The sequence below is a fragment of the Photobacterium iliopiscarium genome (assembly GCF_003026395.1).
Classification (GTDB): Bacteria; Pseudomonadota; Gammaproteobacteria; order Enterobacterales; family Vibrionaceae; genus Photobacterium; species Photobacterium iliopiscarium.
In genome coordinates, this window is sequence record NZ_PYOO01000001.1 from 245501 (window position 1) to 264371 (window position 18871).

Below are 18871 nucleotides of genomic sequence, written 5' to 3' on the forward strand. Positions count from 1 at the left end.
TGTCTTTGTTACAACATCCACAATTAGTGCATGTATAAACCGCCATTTACTGACAATGTTTCGCCAGTAATATATGCCGCTGCATCACTTGCTAAAAAGACAACCGCTGCCGCAACTTCTTTAGGTTGCGCTAAGCGTTTCATTGGAATTTCTGCTTTAATTGATTCGAGTACTTCAGGTTTAATTGCTTCAACCATCGGTGTACCAGTGTATCCAGGAGCAATTGCATTCACAGTAACACCTGCACGAGCACCTTCAGCTGCGAGCGCTTTAGTAAAGCCAATCATGCCAGCTTTAGCTGCCGAATAATTCGTTTGACCAAACTGTCCTTTTAAACCGTTAACTGACGTGATGTTAATAATACGAGCGTTACCATGTTGGCACATAGACTCAAACAAAGGTTGAGTAACATTGAATAAGCTATTGAGATTCGTATTAATTACATCATTCCATTGCTCAGCAGTCATACGCTTAAACATGGTATCTTTAGTAATACCAGCATTATTGACCAACACATCAAGATGGCCTTCTTGCTCTAATAATGCGGTTAATGATTCTTTACAAAATGCCGTGTCAGTCACATCTAATGGCAGCAACTTCACTGATTCATTGGAGTAGTTATTTTCCTTAAACCACTCTTTAGCTGATTGCTCACTTTTCGGGTGATAGGTAGCTATAACACGAAAGCCAGCATCAACTAGGGCTTGAGTAATTGAAGATCCGATACCACCTTTAGCGCCAGTCACTAATGCTACTTTTTTCATTTCCAAGGCTCCTTCCTTTGATCTTATCGTATTTATTTAAATACATTTTTAAACGAAAACTCAATCACGCACTGTTACATTTTATTATCATTTAATGAGCGACAGTTTTAAAATAATGCCGCCGCTATAAACACATTGCATATGGCAAACATAACAACACAGATGCATATAGATGGCAAGCAAAGGTGTTAACATTTTTAATGTCGCAACTACAACGTATTAACAATATAATCAATAACAACGCATGTAGCTATATTATTTAACAAACGGACGCATAATTAATAGCGGCCAAAATAAAAAATACATATTAATTATCAATGTATTACTCTTTAAGTTATATTCTTAACACTAGCTGATTGTTAATTATTTGTTACTTAAAGTGCCAAGGGATGTTCTTTAATATACAGCGGTGGTCGGATGACATTATCAAAGGGTATCGATTGCTATTTCTTATAGTAATATCGAAAATGTTACAAAAAAGTCACAAAATTATAAATTATTCGCTATTCCTTAAATTTACAAATACAGTCAAAATCTAAATAAAAATGATCATTCTTCAATTCATACCCTTATTTTTGCGACAACTTTTTCATCAAATAAATAATTAAGTGTGAACTAAATCAATTTTTAGTAGTCCGAAAAACAATTGTTTCAGCTTCAGTCTTTTGAATACCAAAGGAAATATTTGTATGTTAGCAAGCACATTTAAGCGCCTAAATGATTACCTTCAAAGTCAAGTTATTGGCCAGCCTAATTTAGTAAAACAGCTTTTAATTGCTTTACTCGCCGATGGTCATATTCTGGTTGAGGGTCCACCAGGATTAGCAAAAACTCGCGCAGTAAAAGTATTGGCAGATTGTATTGAAGGCGATTTTCATCGCATCCAATTTACCCCAGATCTCTTACCTTCCGATTTAACAGGTACTGATATTTTTCGTCCAGAGACGGCTGAATTTACCTTTCAACCAGGACCTATTTTTAATTCATTAGTGCTTGCTGATGAAATTAACCGTGCGCCCGCTAAAGTACAGGCGGCAATGTTAGAAGCGATGGCTGAAAAACAAATTACCGCAGGTCGTAAAACATACCCGTTACCTGAGCTATTTTTAGTAATGGCGACACAAAACCCAATCGAACAAGAAGGAACGTATCCACTACCAGAAGCACAGTTAGATCGCTTTCTATTACAATTGAATGTTGATTACCCTAATGCAGAAAGTGAACTTGAAATTCTGCGCCTTAATCGTGGTGAAGCACTTGGCATAGAAAAAGCAGAGCCCGTTCGTCTTAGCCAAAGTGATATTTTTGCCGCACGAAAAGAAATCTTAAACATTCATATGGCTGATGACGTCGAGCATTACATTATTCGTTTAGTGATGGCGACACGCGAACCTCATCGCTTTAGTGAACAACTACAATCATGGTTGCAAATGGGAGTGAGTCCACGTGCAACATTAGCGCTTGACCGTTGTGCTCGTGCACATGCTTGGTTAAATGGCCGTGATTTTGTAACACCAGAAGATGTTCAAACAATGGCTTATCCTGTGTTACGTCATCGCTTATTATTAAGCTATGAAGCACAAGCAGAAGGTATTGCAGCAGATCGTGTTGTTGAAACACTTATTTCGCAGGTTGCTAGCTTATGAAAACTACACACATCAACGTAGCGCTGCCACCCCATAGCGATGGCGTCAATGTGTGTCTAGCAGAACTACTGCAATATAAAAATCAAGCGGTAAGATGGCTGGCACCCGCTAAAAGCATTTGGTCTCAACTCAATGGTCACCATCAAAGCCGTCATAAAGGACGTGGAATGAACTTCTCTGAAGTGCGTCCTTATCAGGCAGGTGATGATATTCGATCTATTGACTGGCGAGTGACTGCGCGTACAGGAAAAACACATACCAAATTATTTACCGAAGAACGTGAACAACCGATCATGCTATTTATTGATATCAGTAGTAGCATGCAGTTTGGCTCACAATTAATGCTGAAATCGGTACAGGCTGCGCATTTTGCCAGTTTATTAAGTTGGTTAGCTATTGATGAACAAGATCGTATCGGTGCTGTTATTTATAATGGAATTAACACCATCGAGTGTAAACCTACCGCCCGTCAGCGGGGACCATTACAGATTATCAATGCATTAATTTCAGCTCAACATGACGCACTTCAAGCAATCAATACCAGCCGTCACGATGGTTTTTCAATCGCGTTAAAACGGTTACATTATCTCTGCCCCAAAGGCAGCGAAATTGTTATTATCAGTGATTTTCATACCTTAAAAGCCACAGATAAACGTCGTTTAAGCCAACTTCGACAACATAATCGTATTCAATTTGTCCAAATTTATGATCCTCTCGAACAAGGACAAACACAATTCCGTGGCTATGAGCATGTAACTGATAATAAACAATCAGCATGGCTGGATTTCTCAGCAAAAAAAACACGTGATTCACTCAGTCAACAATATCAAACCCATCAGAATTTTATTCATGAAATGGCAACATCCCTTGCCATTCCATTACATAGTCTCTCGGCAGCACAATCATTATTACAACAGCTTGGTGCTCATTCTCAAGGAGTAAGGTAATGACAACACCGACAGTACCAGCATTACCATTGGCAGATATTCATCTTCACACCGAACCAAGCTTTTGGCCTCTTGCTTGGGGATGGTGGGTAGTCATTATTGTCAGCCTTATTATTATAAGCTTTGTAGGTTATAAATTTCATCGCCGCAATCATCATGTTGCAGCGAAGCAAGAAGCAATTGCAATATTAAAGACCTATCGCTTTGATGATGGTGTTACAACAATTAATACGTTATTGAAACAAGCCGCATTAAGCTATTTTCCACGTTCTGTTATTGCCCCTTTAACGGGAATGCAATGGCTCACTTTTCTTGATCAACAGTTACCACTTAAATACCGTGGTTTTGTTGATCAACAATCATCGTGGCAACAAGGGCTTTTTTCCTCGACACCATTAACAGAACCGCAATTTAATGATTGCCAACAGCAGGCATTACTGTGGCTACAACATGCCCTGCCCGCGAAAACCAATGATCATGGCAATACCTCAACGATGATCACTAAGGAGTCATCCAATGTTTGAATTTGTATGGCTATGGGCATGGGCCTTATTGCCATTAGCTTGGCTCGTGTATCGATTCAGTAAACCCGTTGCGCAACCTGCGGCAATCCATTTACCTCAGTTACCGCAAGGCGTTGGCCAAAAACAGCCTAGTTCTATTATTCGAAAAGTATTAATGTCTTTAGTCTGGGTAAGCCTTGTGTGTGCGATAGCGCGCCCCGTATGGTATGGCGATCCAATAGAAATAAAACCAGAACACCGTGACATGTTATTAGCAGTCGATCTTTCAGGATCAATGGCAATCCCTGATATGGTCACCAAAGACGGCCAAAGTATTGATCGCTTAACGGCGGTGAAACATGTACTGGCTGATTTTATTGCTAAACGCAAAGGTGATCGGCTTGGATTAGTAGTTTTTGCTGATCATGGCTACTTACAAACGCCATTAACGTTTGATCGCAAAACCGTTGAACAACAACTCAACCGTACTGTCCTTGGCTTAATTGGTCAAAGTACTGCAATTGGTGAAGGACTTGGGGTAGCAACAAAAACCTTTATCGACAGTAAAGCACCACAGCGGGTAATTATTCTACTCAGTGATGGTGGTAATACTTCAGGGGTTATTGGTCCAATTGAAGCGGCAAAGCTTGCCAAAGAAAGCCACGTTAAGATTTATACTGTTGGCATTGGCGCTGATAAAATGATTCAAAAAGGCTTCTTCGGTGATCGGGTTGTTAATCCATCATCAGATCTTGATGAAAAAACATTAAGCAAGATCGCCGCTATGACGGGGGGTGAATATTTCCGCGCCCGTAACCCACAGCAACTTGCCAAAATTTATGATGTTATTAATAAACTTCAACCTGTTAATAATGCTCAACAAACGTGGCGACCACGTGATGAGCTATTCCGTTATCCATTAACGTTAGCATTGCTTTTATCCGTTATTATCGCTTTCATGAGGAAACGTCATGGCTGATTTTACCTTTATGCACCCATTATGGTTTGCTGCATTCATTCCCTTGATCATCGTTCTACCGTGGTTAAAAGGCAAAGCGCAGCATTCAGGCTTAATTGCCCCTCACCTCGCACAAAAACTGGGTCTAACTCAACAACAACCCAAAATATGGCCGATCGGTTTATTAGCATTAGGTTGGCTTATTGCGGTTGTTGCAATGGCTGGACCTAGCTGGCAAAAAGTAAAACTGCCCGCCTATAACCTCAGTGGCGCGCGAGTGCTCGTGATGAATATGTCACAATCAATGTACGCCACCGACATTAAACCTAACCGTTTAACCCAAGAAAGATTTAAAGCATTAGATATGTTACCCGGCTGGAAAGAAGGCAGCACAGGACTGGTCGCTTTTGCGGGTGATGGCTATGAAGTCAGTCCATTAACGACTGACAGCAGCACATTACGCAATTTAATTCCAAATTTATCACCGAATGTGATGCCCATTGCGGGCAATAATGCGGCAGCAGGTATTGCGGAAGCGATAAGGTTACTTAAACAAGCGGGTCACAATACCGGTGACATTATTTTAATGACTGATGGCATAACTAAAACTATAGCAAAACAAGCATTAGCCGATCTAAAAGGGACTCACTATCGCGTTTCTATTTTGGCAATGGGCACCGTTGTTGGTGCTCCGATTCAACTTCCTGATGGCAGTTTATTATCAGAAAATGGCACACCTGTGATCAGTAAAATTGATATCAATACACTGATGTCAATTACTGACAGCACAGGTGGCATATTACAAATGGCACAAACAACTGATAATGATGTTAATGCGATTGTCAGCTTTACCGCAAAACCATTAGCTAGCGGCAACAAAGGTCATGAAAAAGAATTACAAGAACGTTTAAACAGTGGGTTTTGGTTAGTTATACCATTGTTATTATTAGCGTTGCTGGGATTTCGTCGTGGGGTTGTTTTTGCGGCAATGTTTATTTTGTTACCCATCGATCACGCTCAAGCAAGCCCATGGACAAACACTAACCGCCAAGCATATGAAACATTTACTGATGGCAATTATAAACAAGCAGCACAAGATTTCACGTCACCACAGTGGAAAGGTATTGCTGAATATAAAGCTAAGCAATATGAACAAGCGATAGCGACACTAAAACCACTACAAGATCCAACATCACAATATAATCTTGGTAATGCTTATGCTCAAAAAGGGGATTATAAACAAGCGGCAGCAACTTATGAAAAGCTATTAAAACAACAACCTGACTTTGCTGATGCTAAAAAGAATTTAGCCATTGTTGAGCAAGCTGAAAAGCAGAAACAACAGCAGAAACAACAGCAGAAAAATAAGGAACAGTCAGGAAAAAAAGACCAGCAAAAAGGTCAGCAAGATAACAAAGACCAGCAGCAACAAGGTCAACAAGGTAACAAAGACCAACAGCAAAAAGGTCAGCAAGGCAACAAAGACCAACAGCAACAAGGTCAGCAAGGTAACAAAGACCAACAGCAACAAGGTCAGCAAGGTAACAAAGACCAACAGCAAAAAGGTCAGCAAGGTAACAAAGACCAACAGCAAAAAGGTCAGCAAGGCAACAAAGACCAACAGCAACAAGGTCAGCAAGGTAACAAAGACCAACAGCAACAAGGTCAGCAAGGTAACAAAGACCAACAGCAACAAGGTCAGCAAGGTAACAAAGACCAGCAGCAACAAGGCCAGCAGCAACAAGGCCAGCAAGGCAACAAAGACCAACAGCAACAAGGTCAGCAAGGCAACAAAGACCAACAGCAACAAGGTCAGCAAGGCAACAAAGACCAACAGCAACAAGGTCAGCAAGGCAACAAAGACCAACAGCAACAAGGCCAGCAAGGCAACAAAGACCAACAGCAACAAAGTCAGCAAGGTAACGAAAACCAGCAACCGTCAATGAGAGAAGCGGACAAGAAACAACAAGCTCAACAGCAAGATAAGCAACAAGATAAAAACGGTAAAGACCAACAACCATCAGCAGTAACGATGCAGCAAGGCAAACCAAACGGTAAGCAGCAACAAGTGCTTTCAGTCAGTAACCCTATATTGAAAAAACTTGAGCAAGTACCTGATGATACCGCGGGGCTAATTCGAGCCCAATTAATGTTGCAAGCACAGCAAAGAGCCAAGCAACAACAAAGTAATAAATCATGGTAATAGAGAAGATGAAAATGTCAGTAAATAAAAGTAATTGGATTAAAAAATACCGCTCGCCATGGTTATTACTTCTAACCATGCTTGTCGCATTATTGCCCCTGCAAGCCATGGCGGCACAAGCAGAAGCGACAGTATCAAAAAATGTTGTTGCCGTGAATCAAGTCTTTCAGCTAACGGTTTCAGTTGATACCGCAATCAACCCTAACAGTGTCGATTTTAGTGTATTAAGCCCCGATTTTGCATATGGTCAACCCAGTGTCAGTAGCTCGACATCATTAATAAATGGCGCGATGTCGCGTAATACAACTTGGACGCTTTCCCTCGCCGCTAAAAAAGTTGGAGCCGCAACTATACCCGCCTTTAAAATTGGCAGTTCTCAAACAACGCCAATTACAATTAGTGTACTTAAAGGCAGTCAAAAAAACACGGCAACGGCATCTAATCAAGCCAATGTTCAAGTCACTGCTGAAATCGATAAAAATGCACTTTATGTTGGTGAAAGTATTCATTATCGAGTGAAAATATTAATTGGTGAGCAGCTATCTCAAGCCTCATTAAGTGCACCATCAGGCGATGGCCTAGCCGTGTCACAAGTGGGTCAAGATGCTCAACATAATATTGTTCAAAATGGCCGCCGCTATTTAGTCATTACGCGTAACTATCAACTGACGGCAGAAAAAGCAGGCAAGATCATTATTCAAGGTTCAAAATTCAATGGTAGCGCAATACGTGGCGCAAATGGTTTTAGCTCAGGCATTACCATACCAGTAAATGAAAATGCTCGAAATATCACTATAAACATCAAACCTAAACCAACAGATTACAAAGGGTTATGGTTACCAACCCCTGACTTACAGCTACAACAAACATGGCAACCACAGGTTTCAAATCACAATGATGTAACCACCAAAGTTGGTGAACCCATCACCCGCACTATTACTTTGCGAATTAAAGACGTTGCTCAAAGTAATATGCCAAATGTAAACCTGACCTACCCTGATACTGTACGTATTTATAATGAGAAACCTGAATATCGTACTGAAAATGGCGACAGTGTAATGACGTTAAAACAAGTCATCATTCCTCGTCAAGCAGGCAAAGTATTACTACCACCATTAACCATTAATTGGTGGAATACAACCACAGAAAAACAACAAAGTAGCGAAATTAAAGGGTTAACTTTAAATGTTATTGCAGATCCAACCGCAAATAGCCAACTTTCACCACCAGCAACAATAACGCCACCAGCAGCAACAATACATTCAGCAAAAACCATTACTGCGGCGGGCATATGGCCATGGACAACGCTTGTTTTTGCCCTATTGTGGTTAATTACTTTAGTATTATTAATTAAAAAACGTCAGCAAACTGTTATAGCAACAACCGTAACAGCGACACAAACAACAGATATAACATCAATGCTTGAAGCGGCGATTAATGCCAATGAGCCAATTAAAGTACAAACTTACTATCAACAATGGCGTCAGCAGCAATATCGAACAATCAATACTCAACCTCAGCTATTACAGCAACTTGATAATGAAGTACAAGCGATGATGGCAACGCATTATTCACCATTAGATAGCACATGGAATAACCAAACATTGTTAGCATTATTAACCCAAGCTAAACAACTTACAGTAACAAAACAGGCACCGATGACATTATCAAGTCTAGATCCTCAATAACCTAAACTAAAAAATATAAGGCTATATTTATAGCCTTATTAAAACGCTTAATATTGATTGATGCATCCATGAAAATAAATTAATTTTAGGCGTTTTACTTTCTGTAACCAAATGTAAAACAACATAACATTAACGACCCTCTTTACAAATAAAACCACCACTTAATCCTTAACAATTAAACATCTCATCTTAATTAATATTTTTTAGTTACGTGACACATGCCAATAAAAATATACATATTGCTACTTAATTGTGAAGTTAACGTAATAAGAATTGTTAAAAAACAGCAATAAGTATGCTTATTAAAAGAAGACTGGCTATTTTAAACAGATCCTGTTAAAAAATGTTTCTGTTACAAAATATAAAACGTAAATACAAACACAAACACAAACACAACAATAAAAATGCAGGATGAACTATGAGCCAACCACAACCTTTTCTTGCCAGAGTCGCTAATGGCAGCTTAGTAATACAAATATTGGTGGGTATTATTGCCGGCGTTACTTTAGCCGTTATATCCCCATCATCAGCATTAAGTATGAGCTCTTTGGGCGGGCTATTTGTTGCAGCCTTAAAGGCAGTCGCACCTATATTAGTATTTATTTTGGTGGCGTCATCAATTGCCAATCAAAAAAAAGGCACTCATACTAATATGAAACCAATAATTTTCCTTTATTTATTAGGAACATTATTAGCCGCTTTTACCGCCGTAGCAATGAGCTTTCTTTTTCCAACCACTTTAACGCTTGTTACTAGCACGACGTCAATTGCACCACCTGAAGGTATTGCTGAGGTTATTAATTCACTATTTTTTAAAATGGTTGATAACCCAATTAACGCTTTAATGACAGGTAACTTTATTGGTATTTTGGCATGGGCAATCGCATTAGGTTTCTCACTACACCAAGCAAGTGATGCCACTAAGCAGGTTTTCCAAGACATGTCTGATGGCGTAACATTAATTGTGCGCTTTATTATTCGTCTAGCGCCTATTGGTATTTTTGGTCTTGTTGCGCACACTTTCGCTCAAACAGGCTTTAATGCATTATTAGGTTATGCACATCTATTAGGTGTATTACTTGGTTCAATGGCTATTATTGCACTTATTGTTAACCCACTTATTGTATTTGTAAAAATCAGAACAAATCCTTATCCGCTAGTATTTCGTTGTTTACGTGAAAGTGGTATTACCGCCTTCTTCACTCGTAGTTCAGCGGCAAATATTCCAGTAAATATGCGATTATGTGAAGATCTTAATCTACATGAAGATACTTATTCCGTTTCTATTCCTTTAGGTGCAACCATTAATATGGGTGGTGCTGCAATTACCATTACTATTTTAACGTTAGCAGCGGTACATACGCTCGGTATTGAAGTTGATCTTGCGACAGCCGTATTACTCAGCGTAGTTGCAGCAGTATCAGCGTGTGGCGCATCTGGTGTTGCTGGTGGTTCACTGTTATTAATTCCGTTAGCCGCAAGTTTATTTGGTATTCCAAATGAAGTTGCAATGCAAGTCGTCGCTGTTGGCTTTATTATTGGGGTAATTCAAGACTCAGCAGAAACAGCATTAAACAGCTCAACGGATGTCGTTTTTACCGCAGCAGCATGTTTAGCGGCTGAACGAAAAAAAGCAAAAGTACGCCTACAAAAATCATAAGTACGTTGCTAACAATATAAAAACACAACATGAAAAATGCGACTACCCAACGGTAGCCGCATTTTTTTATCTATCATATCGTTCTTATTAGTAGATATTAGTCGCTTTACGAATAGCGTTATTTGAACGATGGATCAAACTATTCACCGCTCTTCTTTTCTTATTTTTTACTGCGCGTTCCACTCTTTTCTCTGCATAAGTGCCATTTTTAAGTTCTGTCATGGTTCTTTGCGTATTGTCATATTTATTTTGTGAACGCCTAATAGTACGTTGGGTTCCATTAATTGTATTTTCAATATGAGAAAGTTGATTATCAAGTCGATGAATTACACCGTCAGCATGCACAGTTATAGACGTTGCTAATAATGCAACTAAGGGAATAATACGAAGTGTTTTGTGTACCATAGCGTGTTTCTCTCAATTGAAAATTCATTCTTATTGTACAAATCTTATCTACAAAAACACTGATTTGAGACTAAAATGTAATAATAAAAAGCAAAATGGCTATAATTATTACATTTTCATACATAATCCAGTCGTTATTCAAAAAAAATAAGCAAAAATCAAAACTAAACTATTGATGAAAAGATCTAATGACGATGATTGAATTATTTAGTTGGTAACCATGTGTCTTCGCCCGATAAAATCGAGTCATACAGACAAACGTTACCCCTATAACATCAATAAAAGAGGGCTTCGTCATGGTAACTATCACCGCGCATAACACGGGCTATACCATCGCAAAATCAGCAGTGACAAAAGCAAGTAAACGCCTCTCAGCTGCTGGCTATTTTACTGATATTTACTGTATGGATCGTCGATTTAGATTAGTGATCACTAACGATAAACAATTGCCATATGAATATGCTATCCACTTTATCCCTAGTGTCGATGGTGATGAAACACACCTTGAAGTTTTCCTTAAAAATGATCAAAAACGCTATTTTGTTGATGATTTTTCAGAACCAGAACTGATTGAAGATATTATTAATCACTACCAACATTACAATAGCAGTGAGTTTTAACACAGCTTTAGTGAAATTAAACCGTATCGCGCAATAAAAAAAACCTGCCACAGAATAAACAGCGGCAGGTGAACCAAAATACAAAGCTATTATTATAATTTACAAATACTTACATTGACCAAATATAGAAAACTTGTGCTTTCATTCGAATGATAATGCCACGGATAACATCTAAAAAACCAAGAAAACTGATCGGTTTTTCAGCGCTGACCCAAGCTAAACCGACGGAACCAACAGGAATATCATACCCTTCTGTTTCATAAAGCTTTAAGCGTACAAAATGGTGTTTATTGGCTATATTGACGCCGGTTGTTTGACGAACATTAGTTTCACGGCCAATCAAATTACCCTGTGATTCACCCGTTGCCTCAACAATGCCTTCAACTTCTGCGGCAAACACCTTACCAGGATAAACAGCGGAAGCGAACTCAGCCATTTGCCCTTGTTTTACATTACGAATAGCTTGATGATTAACGCGCATCAATACATATTTTTCATTGGTATACATTTGAATACGTGGAACAGAGCCAACATATTGACCTTCACGCATAATAAAATTCGTTACAAAACCGTCAGCTGGTGCATAAACCTTGGTATTGTCCAGATCCCATTGTGCTTTCGCGACATTTTCTTGTGCGGTAATAATATCAACGTCACGACTCTCTAAGGTTAAATGGGCTTTTTCTATTCCTAATTGGGCTTTTTTAACCGCAATATGGGCTTTTTCAATTTGTGAATCCAACATCACTTGCTGCGATTTCGCCACAGCAACCGCAGTACGTTGCTCATCTAACATACTTGCTGTTATTGTATGTTTCACGACATTATTTTGCTTCACATAACGCGCCAACATGGTACTTTTTAAGCGATAATCCGCTTTTGCTGCTGACAACTGTTTCGTTGTGATATCAATATCTTTCACTGCCGCAACTTCTGATGCTTGTGCCATTTCAATATCTTGCTCAGCCATATCTCGAGCAACATTTACAGAATCAAGGTTAGCTTGTGCTTTGTTAAGCGCAATAACATAGGGTTCAGGCTCAAGCTCATAAATTAATTGGCCTTCAGTAACCTTACTGTTTGGCTCAACGTGAATGGCTTTTACACGGCCATTAATTGATGTCGATGCTGGGCGCAACTGCACATGTGGTGATTGCACTAACGAGCCACCAGATAAATCCATTGGCGCATAAGTAATTAAACCAAACCAGACAAAGATTAACCAACTGCCGCCACCGATGTACGCAAAAGCTTGAGTGAATTTATTCCATGGCATGCCCACTAAACGCAGTAAATAGATAAACAGAGCCCAAACAGCTAAACCTTCTAACATATTATTTCTCCTCCGTATCTGTCGTCATAGCATCGGTAGACATAGCATCTGTAGACATAGCAGGCACTACAGGCAAACGATCCCCATGCCAAATATCTCGAATACGGCACAAAGCTTTTTCACCATCAACAAATGCAATAATTACCGCCAACACCCACACCCAATGCCACACAAAGCCAATCCATGTTAAGGCTGTTATCAAGCCTATTTGGTGATGCTCTTTGGTCGATGCTTTATGAATCGGTAATTCATGTATTTTCCAAAAACCAATTCCAACGGCGGCAATAGTTGCAATTAAGACTACTCCCGCAAAAACACTTAATACTGTATCTATATTGGTATCGACAAAGGGCATACTCAATAAGCTCATCCACATTCTCCGGTTCAAAACTAAAATAGTTAATAAGCCATCACTCATGCAGTGATGAATAGCCGTCATTATGGAGAGAGCTCACATTAACGGTATAATTCAAGTCCATTTAAATCAAAAATAGCCAATAATTGATACAACCAGACTTACACTAACGATAATAATCCTACTTATTTCAGTAAAATGCCCATTAGCACCATAAGAAGAACATCATGATCAATATTGCATTTATTCGAACCGCCTTTCTTAAACCATTAGAACTTGGCTTACAAAAACACTATGGAATAGGCTTAGCTGAATTAGGTATTCCTGCTCAATTACTTAAAGAACCGATGTCTTTGATCCCTTTCAATGATTATTTACAGTGGTTAGAACAGATTGAAGAATTAACCAACGATCCAGCATATATGATCAAAATAGCCGCCGATCTAACATTTGAACATATAGGGCCAATTGGTAAGTGGTATGTGACTTGCCCTGATCTCGCGTTAGCATTTCGACGGATCAACTATGGTGTGTCATGTTTACAAGGAGGGGCGTCTTTTCATGGTCAACAATCAGGAAAAATTGTTAAGTGGGTATATTACAATAACTATGCACATGGGCGTGCGGCGAGTTTTGACAGCTTAAAAATTGCGATTTTATTTACCCAAGTCACCCGTAACTACATGGGGGATGATTATGTCCCTTTAAAAATAGAGTTATCGGGTGCTGAAATAATAGATCCGGCTATTCAACAGTTTTTCGGCTGCCCAATCACATGGCAATCACCGGCGACAAAAGTTTGGTTAAATCTTTCGATGTTAGAACATGGCAATCAACGCCCACTACCAATAACCAAGCCTATTCTTGTTTCAAATTTACAACTTGATGATTTACTCAACATGCCTCAACCGTTAGATCTGGCTAAAGTCATGTTTGAAATTATTAACTATTCACGTTATTACGGCTTTCCTACACTGGATTTTATTGCCGAAAAAATTGGGTTATCACGTCAACAATTACAACGTCGATTACATGATAATGGTTGGACATTTACGAGCATGACAAATTATATTTTATGTAATTTAGCCATAAAATATATGCTCTCAGGTATGAGTATCGAAATGATAGCGACAGTACTTAGCTACAGTAATGTGCAAAGTTTCAGTAAAGCATTTAAACGCAACCGAGGCCTAACCCCCGCACAATATCAACAACAACTATTAGAACGTAGTCTGAATTAATTGCTGCACCTTCTTAAAAAACAGCCATAAAAAAACGCTAAATAACGATTATTATTTAGCGTTTTTCTATTGTAACACGACTTAAATTAAGCCATTACATTAACCAATTTTTCAGACACTGATAATTCAGATCCATGATTTACTTCATTATCAACAAAATGCTCTTTAATTGTCGACATCAATACAATCGGTCCCATCATGGTCACGTTAAGCGGTGTTCCACTTAAGCCAAATTGTAAATCTGATAAATCTGCGGTTGAATAATTATACCGACAATCAAATTTATCACTCGCAATATGCAACAAATCAAACTCTTTACGATGACATGAAATATGCGCACACCAATACATGGCGTCAATGATTTCATCTTGGCACATAGCACGGATCACAAAGCGCCAGCTACCCTCTTCGCCATAAAAATCAACGGGAAATTGATTTTTTTTCTTTCGTCTCTTAAACAAGTAAAACCTTCCACAGCCCATTTAATGCTTTGTGTTATCCCAAAATTTAATCATAGCCTTTAAAAAAAGAGATACCAACTGCAATTTGATTTATTTTCAAACCCATCAATTACATAAATTGTGTGGCGATTAGCAAAGGATCAACATTAAAAGATGATAAAAAAGAAGAGATTAACCATAAGAAAGAAATCATTATGAATCATTTTTTTTGCATTGGGATATATTTGTTTACATTTAAAGGGTTGTATTTAACAAATCTCTGCCTATAATGCTGAAAACCGGAGCGTCTGCCAACGCTCCGGTTTTTTTGCGCCTGCTCAAAAGGCAAAAAAGTTACCTGCCAGTAACGATTTAACCTGAGCTACATTCGATAAGATTTAAGGAATAAATATCATGCGTATCGAACAAGACTTAAAATTAGGCTTTAAAGATGTATTATTTCGTCCAAAACGCTCAACATTGAAAAGTCGCTCTCAAGTTGACTTAACCCGCGATTTTACATTCAAACATAGTGGCCGTCAATGGTCATGTGTGCCAATTATTGCTGCTAATATGGATTCAGTCGGTAGTTTTGATATGGCTATCGCATTAGCACAACACAAAGTAATGACCGCAATTCACAAACATTACACTGTCGAGCAATGGGCCGAGTTCATTAACGCTAACGATGCATCAGTGTTAAATAACGTCATGGTTTCAACAGGCACATCTGATGCCGATTTCCAAAAAACCAAAGACATCATGGCGCTAACCGATGACATTATCTTTATCTGTATTGATATTGCCAATGGTTACTCTGAGCACCTTGTCGAGTACGTTGAACGTGTTCGCGCACAATTTCCTGATAAAGTAATCAGTGCGGGTAACGTGGTTACGGGTGATATGGTTGAAGAGCTTATTCTTGCGGGTGCTGATATCGTTAAAGTCGGTATTGGCCCAGGTTCTGTATGTACTACGCGTGTTAAGACGGGTGTTGGTTACCCACAACTTTCAGCAATCATTGAATGTGCAGATGCTGCTCACGGCCTAGGTGGTCGTATTATCGGTGACGGTGGTTGTTCATGTGCGGGTGATGTTTCAAAAGCCTTTGGTGGCGGTGCTGATTTCGTAATGCTTGGCGGTATGCTTGCAGGCCACACTGAAAGTAACGGTGAAATCATTGAGCAAGACGGCAAGCAATTCATGAAGTTCTACGGCATGTCGAGCCAGAGCGCAATGTCTAAGCACTCTGGTGGTGTCGCTACATACCGCGCAGCTGAAGGTAAAACAGTATTATTGCCTTACCGTGGTTCTGTAAATTTCACCATCCAAGACATCATGGGCGGTATACGTTCTACTTGTACTTATTTAGGTGCTGCACAGCTAAAAGAATTAACTAAGCGTACAACGTTTATCCGTGTTCAAGAACAAGAAAATAACGTTTACGGTAAAGAGTAAGCTTAATATTTTTCAATAAATAGTGTTGAAACAACCATAAGTTGATATTTACAACCATAAGCTGATATTTAATACAACCATAACTTGATATTGCCTCTTTTTAGACCATACTTATGTAAGTTTACTACATATGGTGAAAGAGGCAATTTTATGCAACCTTCTCCTGCAACGACATATCAAACAGACTCTCCTCTTGAGTTCGCATTTACTCAACCAGCTAGAAAGTTAACAAAATCTCGTGGGAAAAATATACATCGTTACGTTAGCATTAAAATGAATACTATCATTTCAGTTGAATCGACATTGGAATTCGATGCCTGTTTTCATTTTGATTTTAATAAAAATATCTCTCGATTTTGCTCACAACCTATTAGATATAGTTATGTCATTGATGGAATTATTCGTACTTATGTTCCTGACTTTTTATGCGAATTTTATTGTGGTGAGATGGTTCTATACGAAGTTAAGGCACCAAATGCTGTTAATTCAAAACGTTTTACTAAAGAGTTTGAGGCAAAAAGACAGTATGCGAGAAAACTTTTTGATGTAGATCTTGAATTGATTGAAGAACACGATATTAGACATATTCCTCTTCTTAAAAACTTAAAACGTATGCACAGATATGCATCTCATTCTGAATTAACTTATGAGCAAACAACTATTCTTAAGTATTTGAATAAACATGGCTCAACAAAGCTAGAAACAATAATTGATCATTTTAGTAATAGTAAAAATATAATTCCGATGATTTATGATTTATTGTCTAAGTACTTGATAAATACTGACCTTAGAGTTCTTCTGAATAACCAAACTGAATTAAAGACAACTTATGTCTAGAACATCATTTTCTAGTTTTCATGGAACCCCAACATCTGATAGCGAAAATGCTTCCAGTAAGCTCACATTTATCGAAAATGATGATTTGCAAGATTTAACATCATTTAGCAAAAAAGCTCAAAATGAAGCTAAACTCAGATTAAGTATACTTCGAAATATATTGAATAAAAGTTCAGAAATAAACTTAGTTTTAATTGAACGCTTACGGGCTGATCTTCAACAACAAGGAGAGCGATCAATACCAAGTGCAATTACTATCTATCGATGGTGGTTAACTTATAAAAAATCAAACTTTAGTATTTTATCTTTAGTACCAAAGACTAAGCAAAAGGGAAATAGAAACACGAAGGTACCTAAAACAATATCAGTCTATATTGATCAAGCTGTTGAACAAGTAATTTCTGCCAATAAAATCAATGTTAGTACAGCTTTTAGACGAGTCAGAAGAAAAGTAAGACAATATAATCTTACCCATAAAACAAAGCATACCTACCCTTCATATGAAGCCATAAGAAAGCGCGTAAAAAAAATCACCCCCTATGAAAAATTAGCTGCAAGCAAAGGAGATCGAATAGCAAAACGAGAATTCCGTCGTATGGGGAAAAAAATCCAAACTGAGTACTTACTAGAACGAGTAGAAGTTGATCATACATGGTTAGATTTATTTGCTGTTCATGAAGAACATCGAGTACCTATAGGTCGTCCTTATTTAACTCAACTAGTAGATTGTCATAGCAAATCAGTAATTGGTTTCTACCTTGGCTTTGAACCACCAAGTTACATGTCTGTTGCTTTAGCATTAAAAAATGCAATCAAACGCAAAGATAATCTATTACAAAACTATCCATCAATTCAAAATGAGTGGTTATGTTATGGAATCCCTGACCTACTTGTTACGGATAATGGTAAAGAGTTTTTGTCTAAAGACTTTACTCTTGCTTGTGACAGTTTACTTATAAACATTCATCAAAACAGAGTAGAAACACCTGATAATAAACCGCATACAGAACGGCAGTATGGAACCACTAACACTGAATTACTTAATGATCTTCCTGGTAAAACATTTAGTAATTACTTACAAAGAGAGGGCTACAATTCCAGCGACGAAGCCTCATTAACATTAAGTGAAATCAAACAAATATACCTTACATGGCTTGTTGATATTTTTCATCCTAGACCAAATTCAAGAGGGACAAATTGCCCAAATAGAGTATGGAAACACGCTGAAAAAAATTGGCCTCCGAATGAATTTCTTGGTACCGACGAAGAACTTGATTTCTATTTTACTAAGTTAGATAAACGAATGTTAAGAAAAGAAGGGATTGGACTAGCAACAGAGCTTTTTTATAGCAGTGAACGATTAGCAGAATACCGAGGTAAGAAAGGTAATCATAAAGTTGCGATAAAATATAACCGCGAAAATATGGGCTTCATATGGGTTCTTGATGAAGATACAGAATCTTATTTCAAAGTCCCTGCTATTGATTATGAATATGCGAGTACAGTAACTTTATGGATGCATAAAAAAAACCTAAAAATAAAACAAGAACTCAATATTACCGAACATAACTTAGACTCTGAAATTGATGCTGAATTAAGAATTGATGAAATTGTTGATCAATCTATTCAAAAGAAAAAAACAACAATAACAAATAAACGTCGTGCTGCTCGATATCAAGAAAACGAACAAATGGCTGCTAATGCTCGACAACCTAAAGAAAAAAAATCTGCTAATAATCAAAAGACATCTACTAAAAATATTGAAAAAGAAGATAGTAGTGGATGGGATATTGATTATGTATAGGATCTAAAT

General features: G+C 38.2%; 17 protein-coding genes. 12 read left to right on the forward strand and 5 right to left on the reverse strand.

Translation table 11 applies throughout. From position 1 onward, the window contains the following. Window positions 1-23 precede the first annotated feature (23 nt). Window positions 24-764, reverse strand: coding sequence for an SDR family oxidoreductase (locus C9J51_RS01105; RefSeq protein WP_045037667.1), 741 nt, complete (start codon window positions 762-764; stop codon window positions 24-26). Window positions 765-1453: 689 nt separating this feature from the next. Here C9J51_RS01105 and C9J51_RS01110 point away from each other — a divergent pair. From C9J51_RS01110 to sstT, 7 genes are all read left to right on the forward strand, one after another. Then, on the forward strand, window positions 1454-2410 hold the full coding sequence (locus tag C9J51_RS01110) for an AAA family ATPase (protein WP_045037668.1): 957 nt from the start codon (window positions 1454-1456) through the stop codon (window positions 2408-2410). After that, window positions 2407-3357 carry a DUF58 domain-containing protein gene (locus C9J51_RS01115; RefSeq protein ID WP_045037669.1) on the forward strand — a complete coding sequence of 317 codons (951 nt, stop codon included), beginning with the start codon at window positions 2407-2409 and terminating at the stop codon, window positions 3355-3357. The genes C9J51_RS01110 and C9J51_RS01115 overlap by 4 nt, the downstream gene beginning before the upstream one ends. Continuing rightward, a complete protein-coding gene (locus C9J51_RS01120) occupies window positions 3357-3881 on the forward strand; it encodes a DUF4381 domain-containing protein (protein ID WP_045039454.1) in 525 nt (174 codons plus the stop codon). The genes C9J51_RS01115 and C9J51_RS01120 overlap by 1 nt, the downstream gene beginning before the upstream one ends. Beyond that, complete coding sequence (locus tag C9J51_RS01125; protein ID WP_045037671.1) at window positions 3874-4839, forward strand: vWA domain-containing protein; 966 nt, start codon at window positions 3874-3876, stop codon at window positions 4837-4839. Before C9J51_RS01120 ends, C9J51_RS01125 begins: the two co-directional genes overlap by 8 nt. Next, window positions 4832-7021, forward strand: a complete 2190-nt coding sequence (locus tag C9J51_RS01130; protein WP_107274793.1) for a VWA domain-containing protein — start codon at window positions 4832-4834, stop codon at window positions 7019-7021. Before C9J51_RS01125 ends, C9J51_RS01130 begins: the two co-directional genes overlap by 8 nt. A gap of 14 nt (window positions 7022-7035) precedes the next feature. Continuing rightward, window positions 7036-8709, forward strand: a complete 1674-nt coding sequence (locus tag C9J51_RS01135) for a BatD family protein (protein ID WP_107274868.1) — start codon at window positions 7036-7038, stop codon at window positions 8707-8709. Between the two features lie 418 nt (window positions 8710-9127). After that, on the forward strand, window positions 9128-10369 hold the full coding sequence (sstT, locus tag C9J51_RS01140; protein ID WP_107236478.1) for a serine/threonine transporter SstT: 1242 nt from the start codon (window positions 9128-9130) through the stop codon (window positions 10367-10369). Window positions 10370-10456: 87 nt separating this feature from the next. Here the strand turns inward: sstT and C9J51_RS01145 are convergent, their stop codons facing one another. Continuing rightward, complete coding sequence (locus C9J51_RS01145) at window positions 10457-10774, reverse strand: hypothetical protein (protein ID WP_045039451.1); 318 nt, start codon at window positions 10772-10774, stop codon at window positions 10457-10459. Between the two features lie 296 nt (window positions 10775-11070). On the opposite strand from C9J51_RS01145, the gene C9J51_RS01150 reads away from it, so the two are divergent. Next, a complete protein-coding gene (locus tag C9J51_RS01150) occupies window positions 11071-11394 on the forward strand; it encodes a hypothetical protein (protein ID WP_045038909.1) in 324 nt (107 codons plus the stop codon). A gap of 109 nt (window positions 11395-11503) precedes the next feature. Here the strand turns inward: C9J51_RS01150 and C9J51_RS01155 are convergent, their stop codons facing one another. Both C9J51_RS01155 and C9J51_RS01160 read right to left on the reverse strand, forming a co-directional pair. Then, on the reverse strand, window positions 11504-12727 hold the full coding sequence (locus tag C9J51_RS01155; protein ID WP_045039450.1) for an HlyD family secretion protein: 1224 nt from the start codon (window positions 12725-12727) through the stop codon (window positions 11504-11506). Window position 12728: 1 nt separating this feature from the next. Further along, the gene (locus C9J51_RS01160; protein ID WP_082301441.1) at window positions 12729-13097 is read right to left on the reverse strand and encodes an MFS transporter; all 369 of its coding nucleotides are present in this window, start codon (window positions 13095-13097) and stop codon (window positions 12729-12731) included. Between the two features lie 212 nt (window positions 13098-13309). On the opposite strand from C9J51_RS01160, the gene C9J51_RS01165 reads away from it, so the two are divergent. Further along, on the forward strand, window positions 13310-14323 hold the full coding sequence (locus C9J51_RS01165; RefSeq protein ID WP_045039449.1) for an AraC family transcriptional regulator: 1014 nt from the start codon (window positions 13310-13312) through the stop codon (window positions 14321-14323). Window positions 14324-14409: 86 nt separating this feature from the next. Here C9J51_RS01165 and C9J51_RS01170 read toward each other — a convergent pair whose 3' ends face one another. After that, window positions 14410-14784 carry a hypothetical protein gene (locus tag C9J51_RS01170; RefSeq protein WP_231579469.1) on the reverse strand — a complete coding sequence of 125 codons (375 nt, stop codon included), beginning with the start codon at window positions 14782-14784 and terminating at the stop codon, window positions 14410-14412. Window positions 14785-15177: 393 nt separating this feature from the next. Between C9J51_RS01170 and C9J51_RS01175 the strand changes: the two genes are divergently transcribed. From C9J51_RS01175 to C9J51_RS01185, 3 genes are all read left to right on the forward strand, one after another. Then, entirely contained in the window at window positions 15178-16221 is a 1044-nt protein-coding gene (locus C9J51_RS01175; RefSeq protein WP_045039448.1) for a GMP reductase, read from the forward strand. A 150-nt stretch (window positions 16222-16371) separates the two neighbouring features. Next, entirely contained in the window at window positions 16372-17058 is a 687-nt protein-coding gene (locus C9J51_RS01180; RefSeq protein ID WP_107274794.1) for a TnsA endonuclease N-terminal domain-containing protein, read from the forward strand. Next, complete coding sequence (locus C9J51_RS01185; RefSeq protein ID WP_107274795.1) at window positions 17051-18862, forward strand: Mu transposase C-terminal domain-containing protein; 1812 nt, start codon at window positions 17051-17053, stop codon at window positions 18860-18862. The genes C9J51_RS01180 and C9J51_RS01185 overlap by 8 nt, the downstream gene beginning before the upstream one ends. Window positions 18863-18871 lie beyond the last annotated feature (9 nt).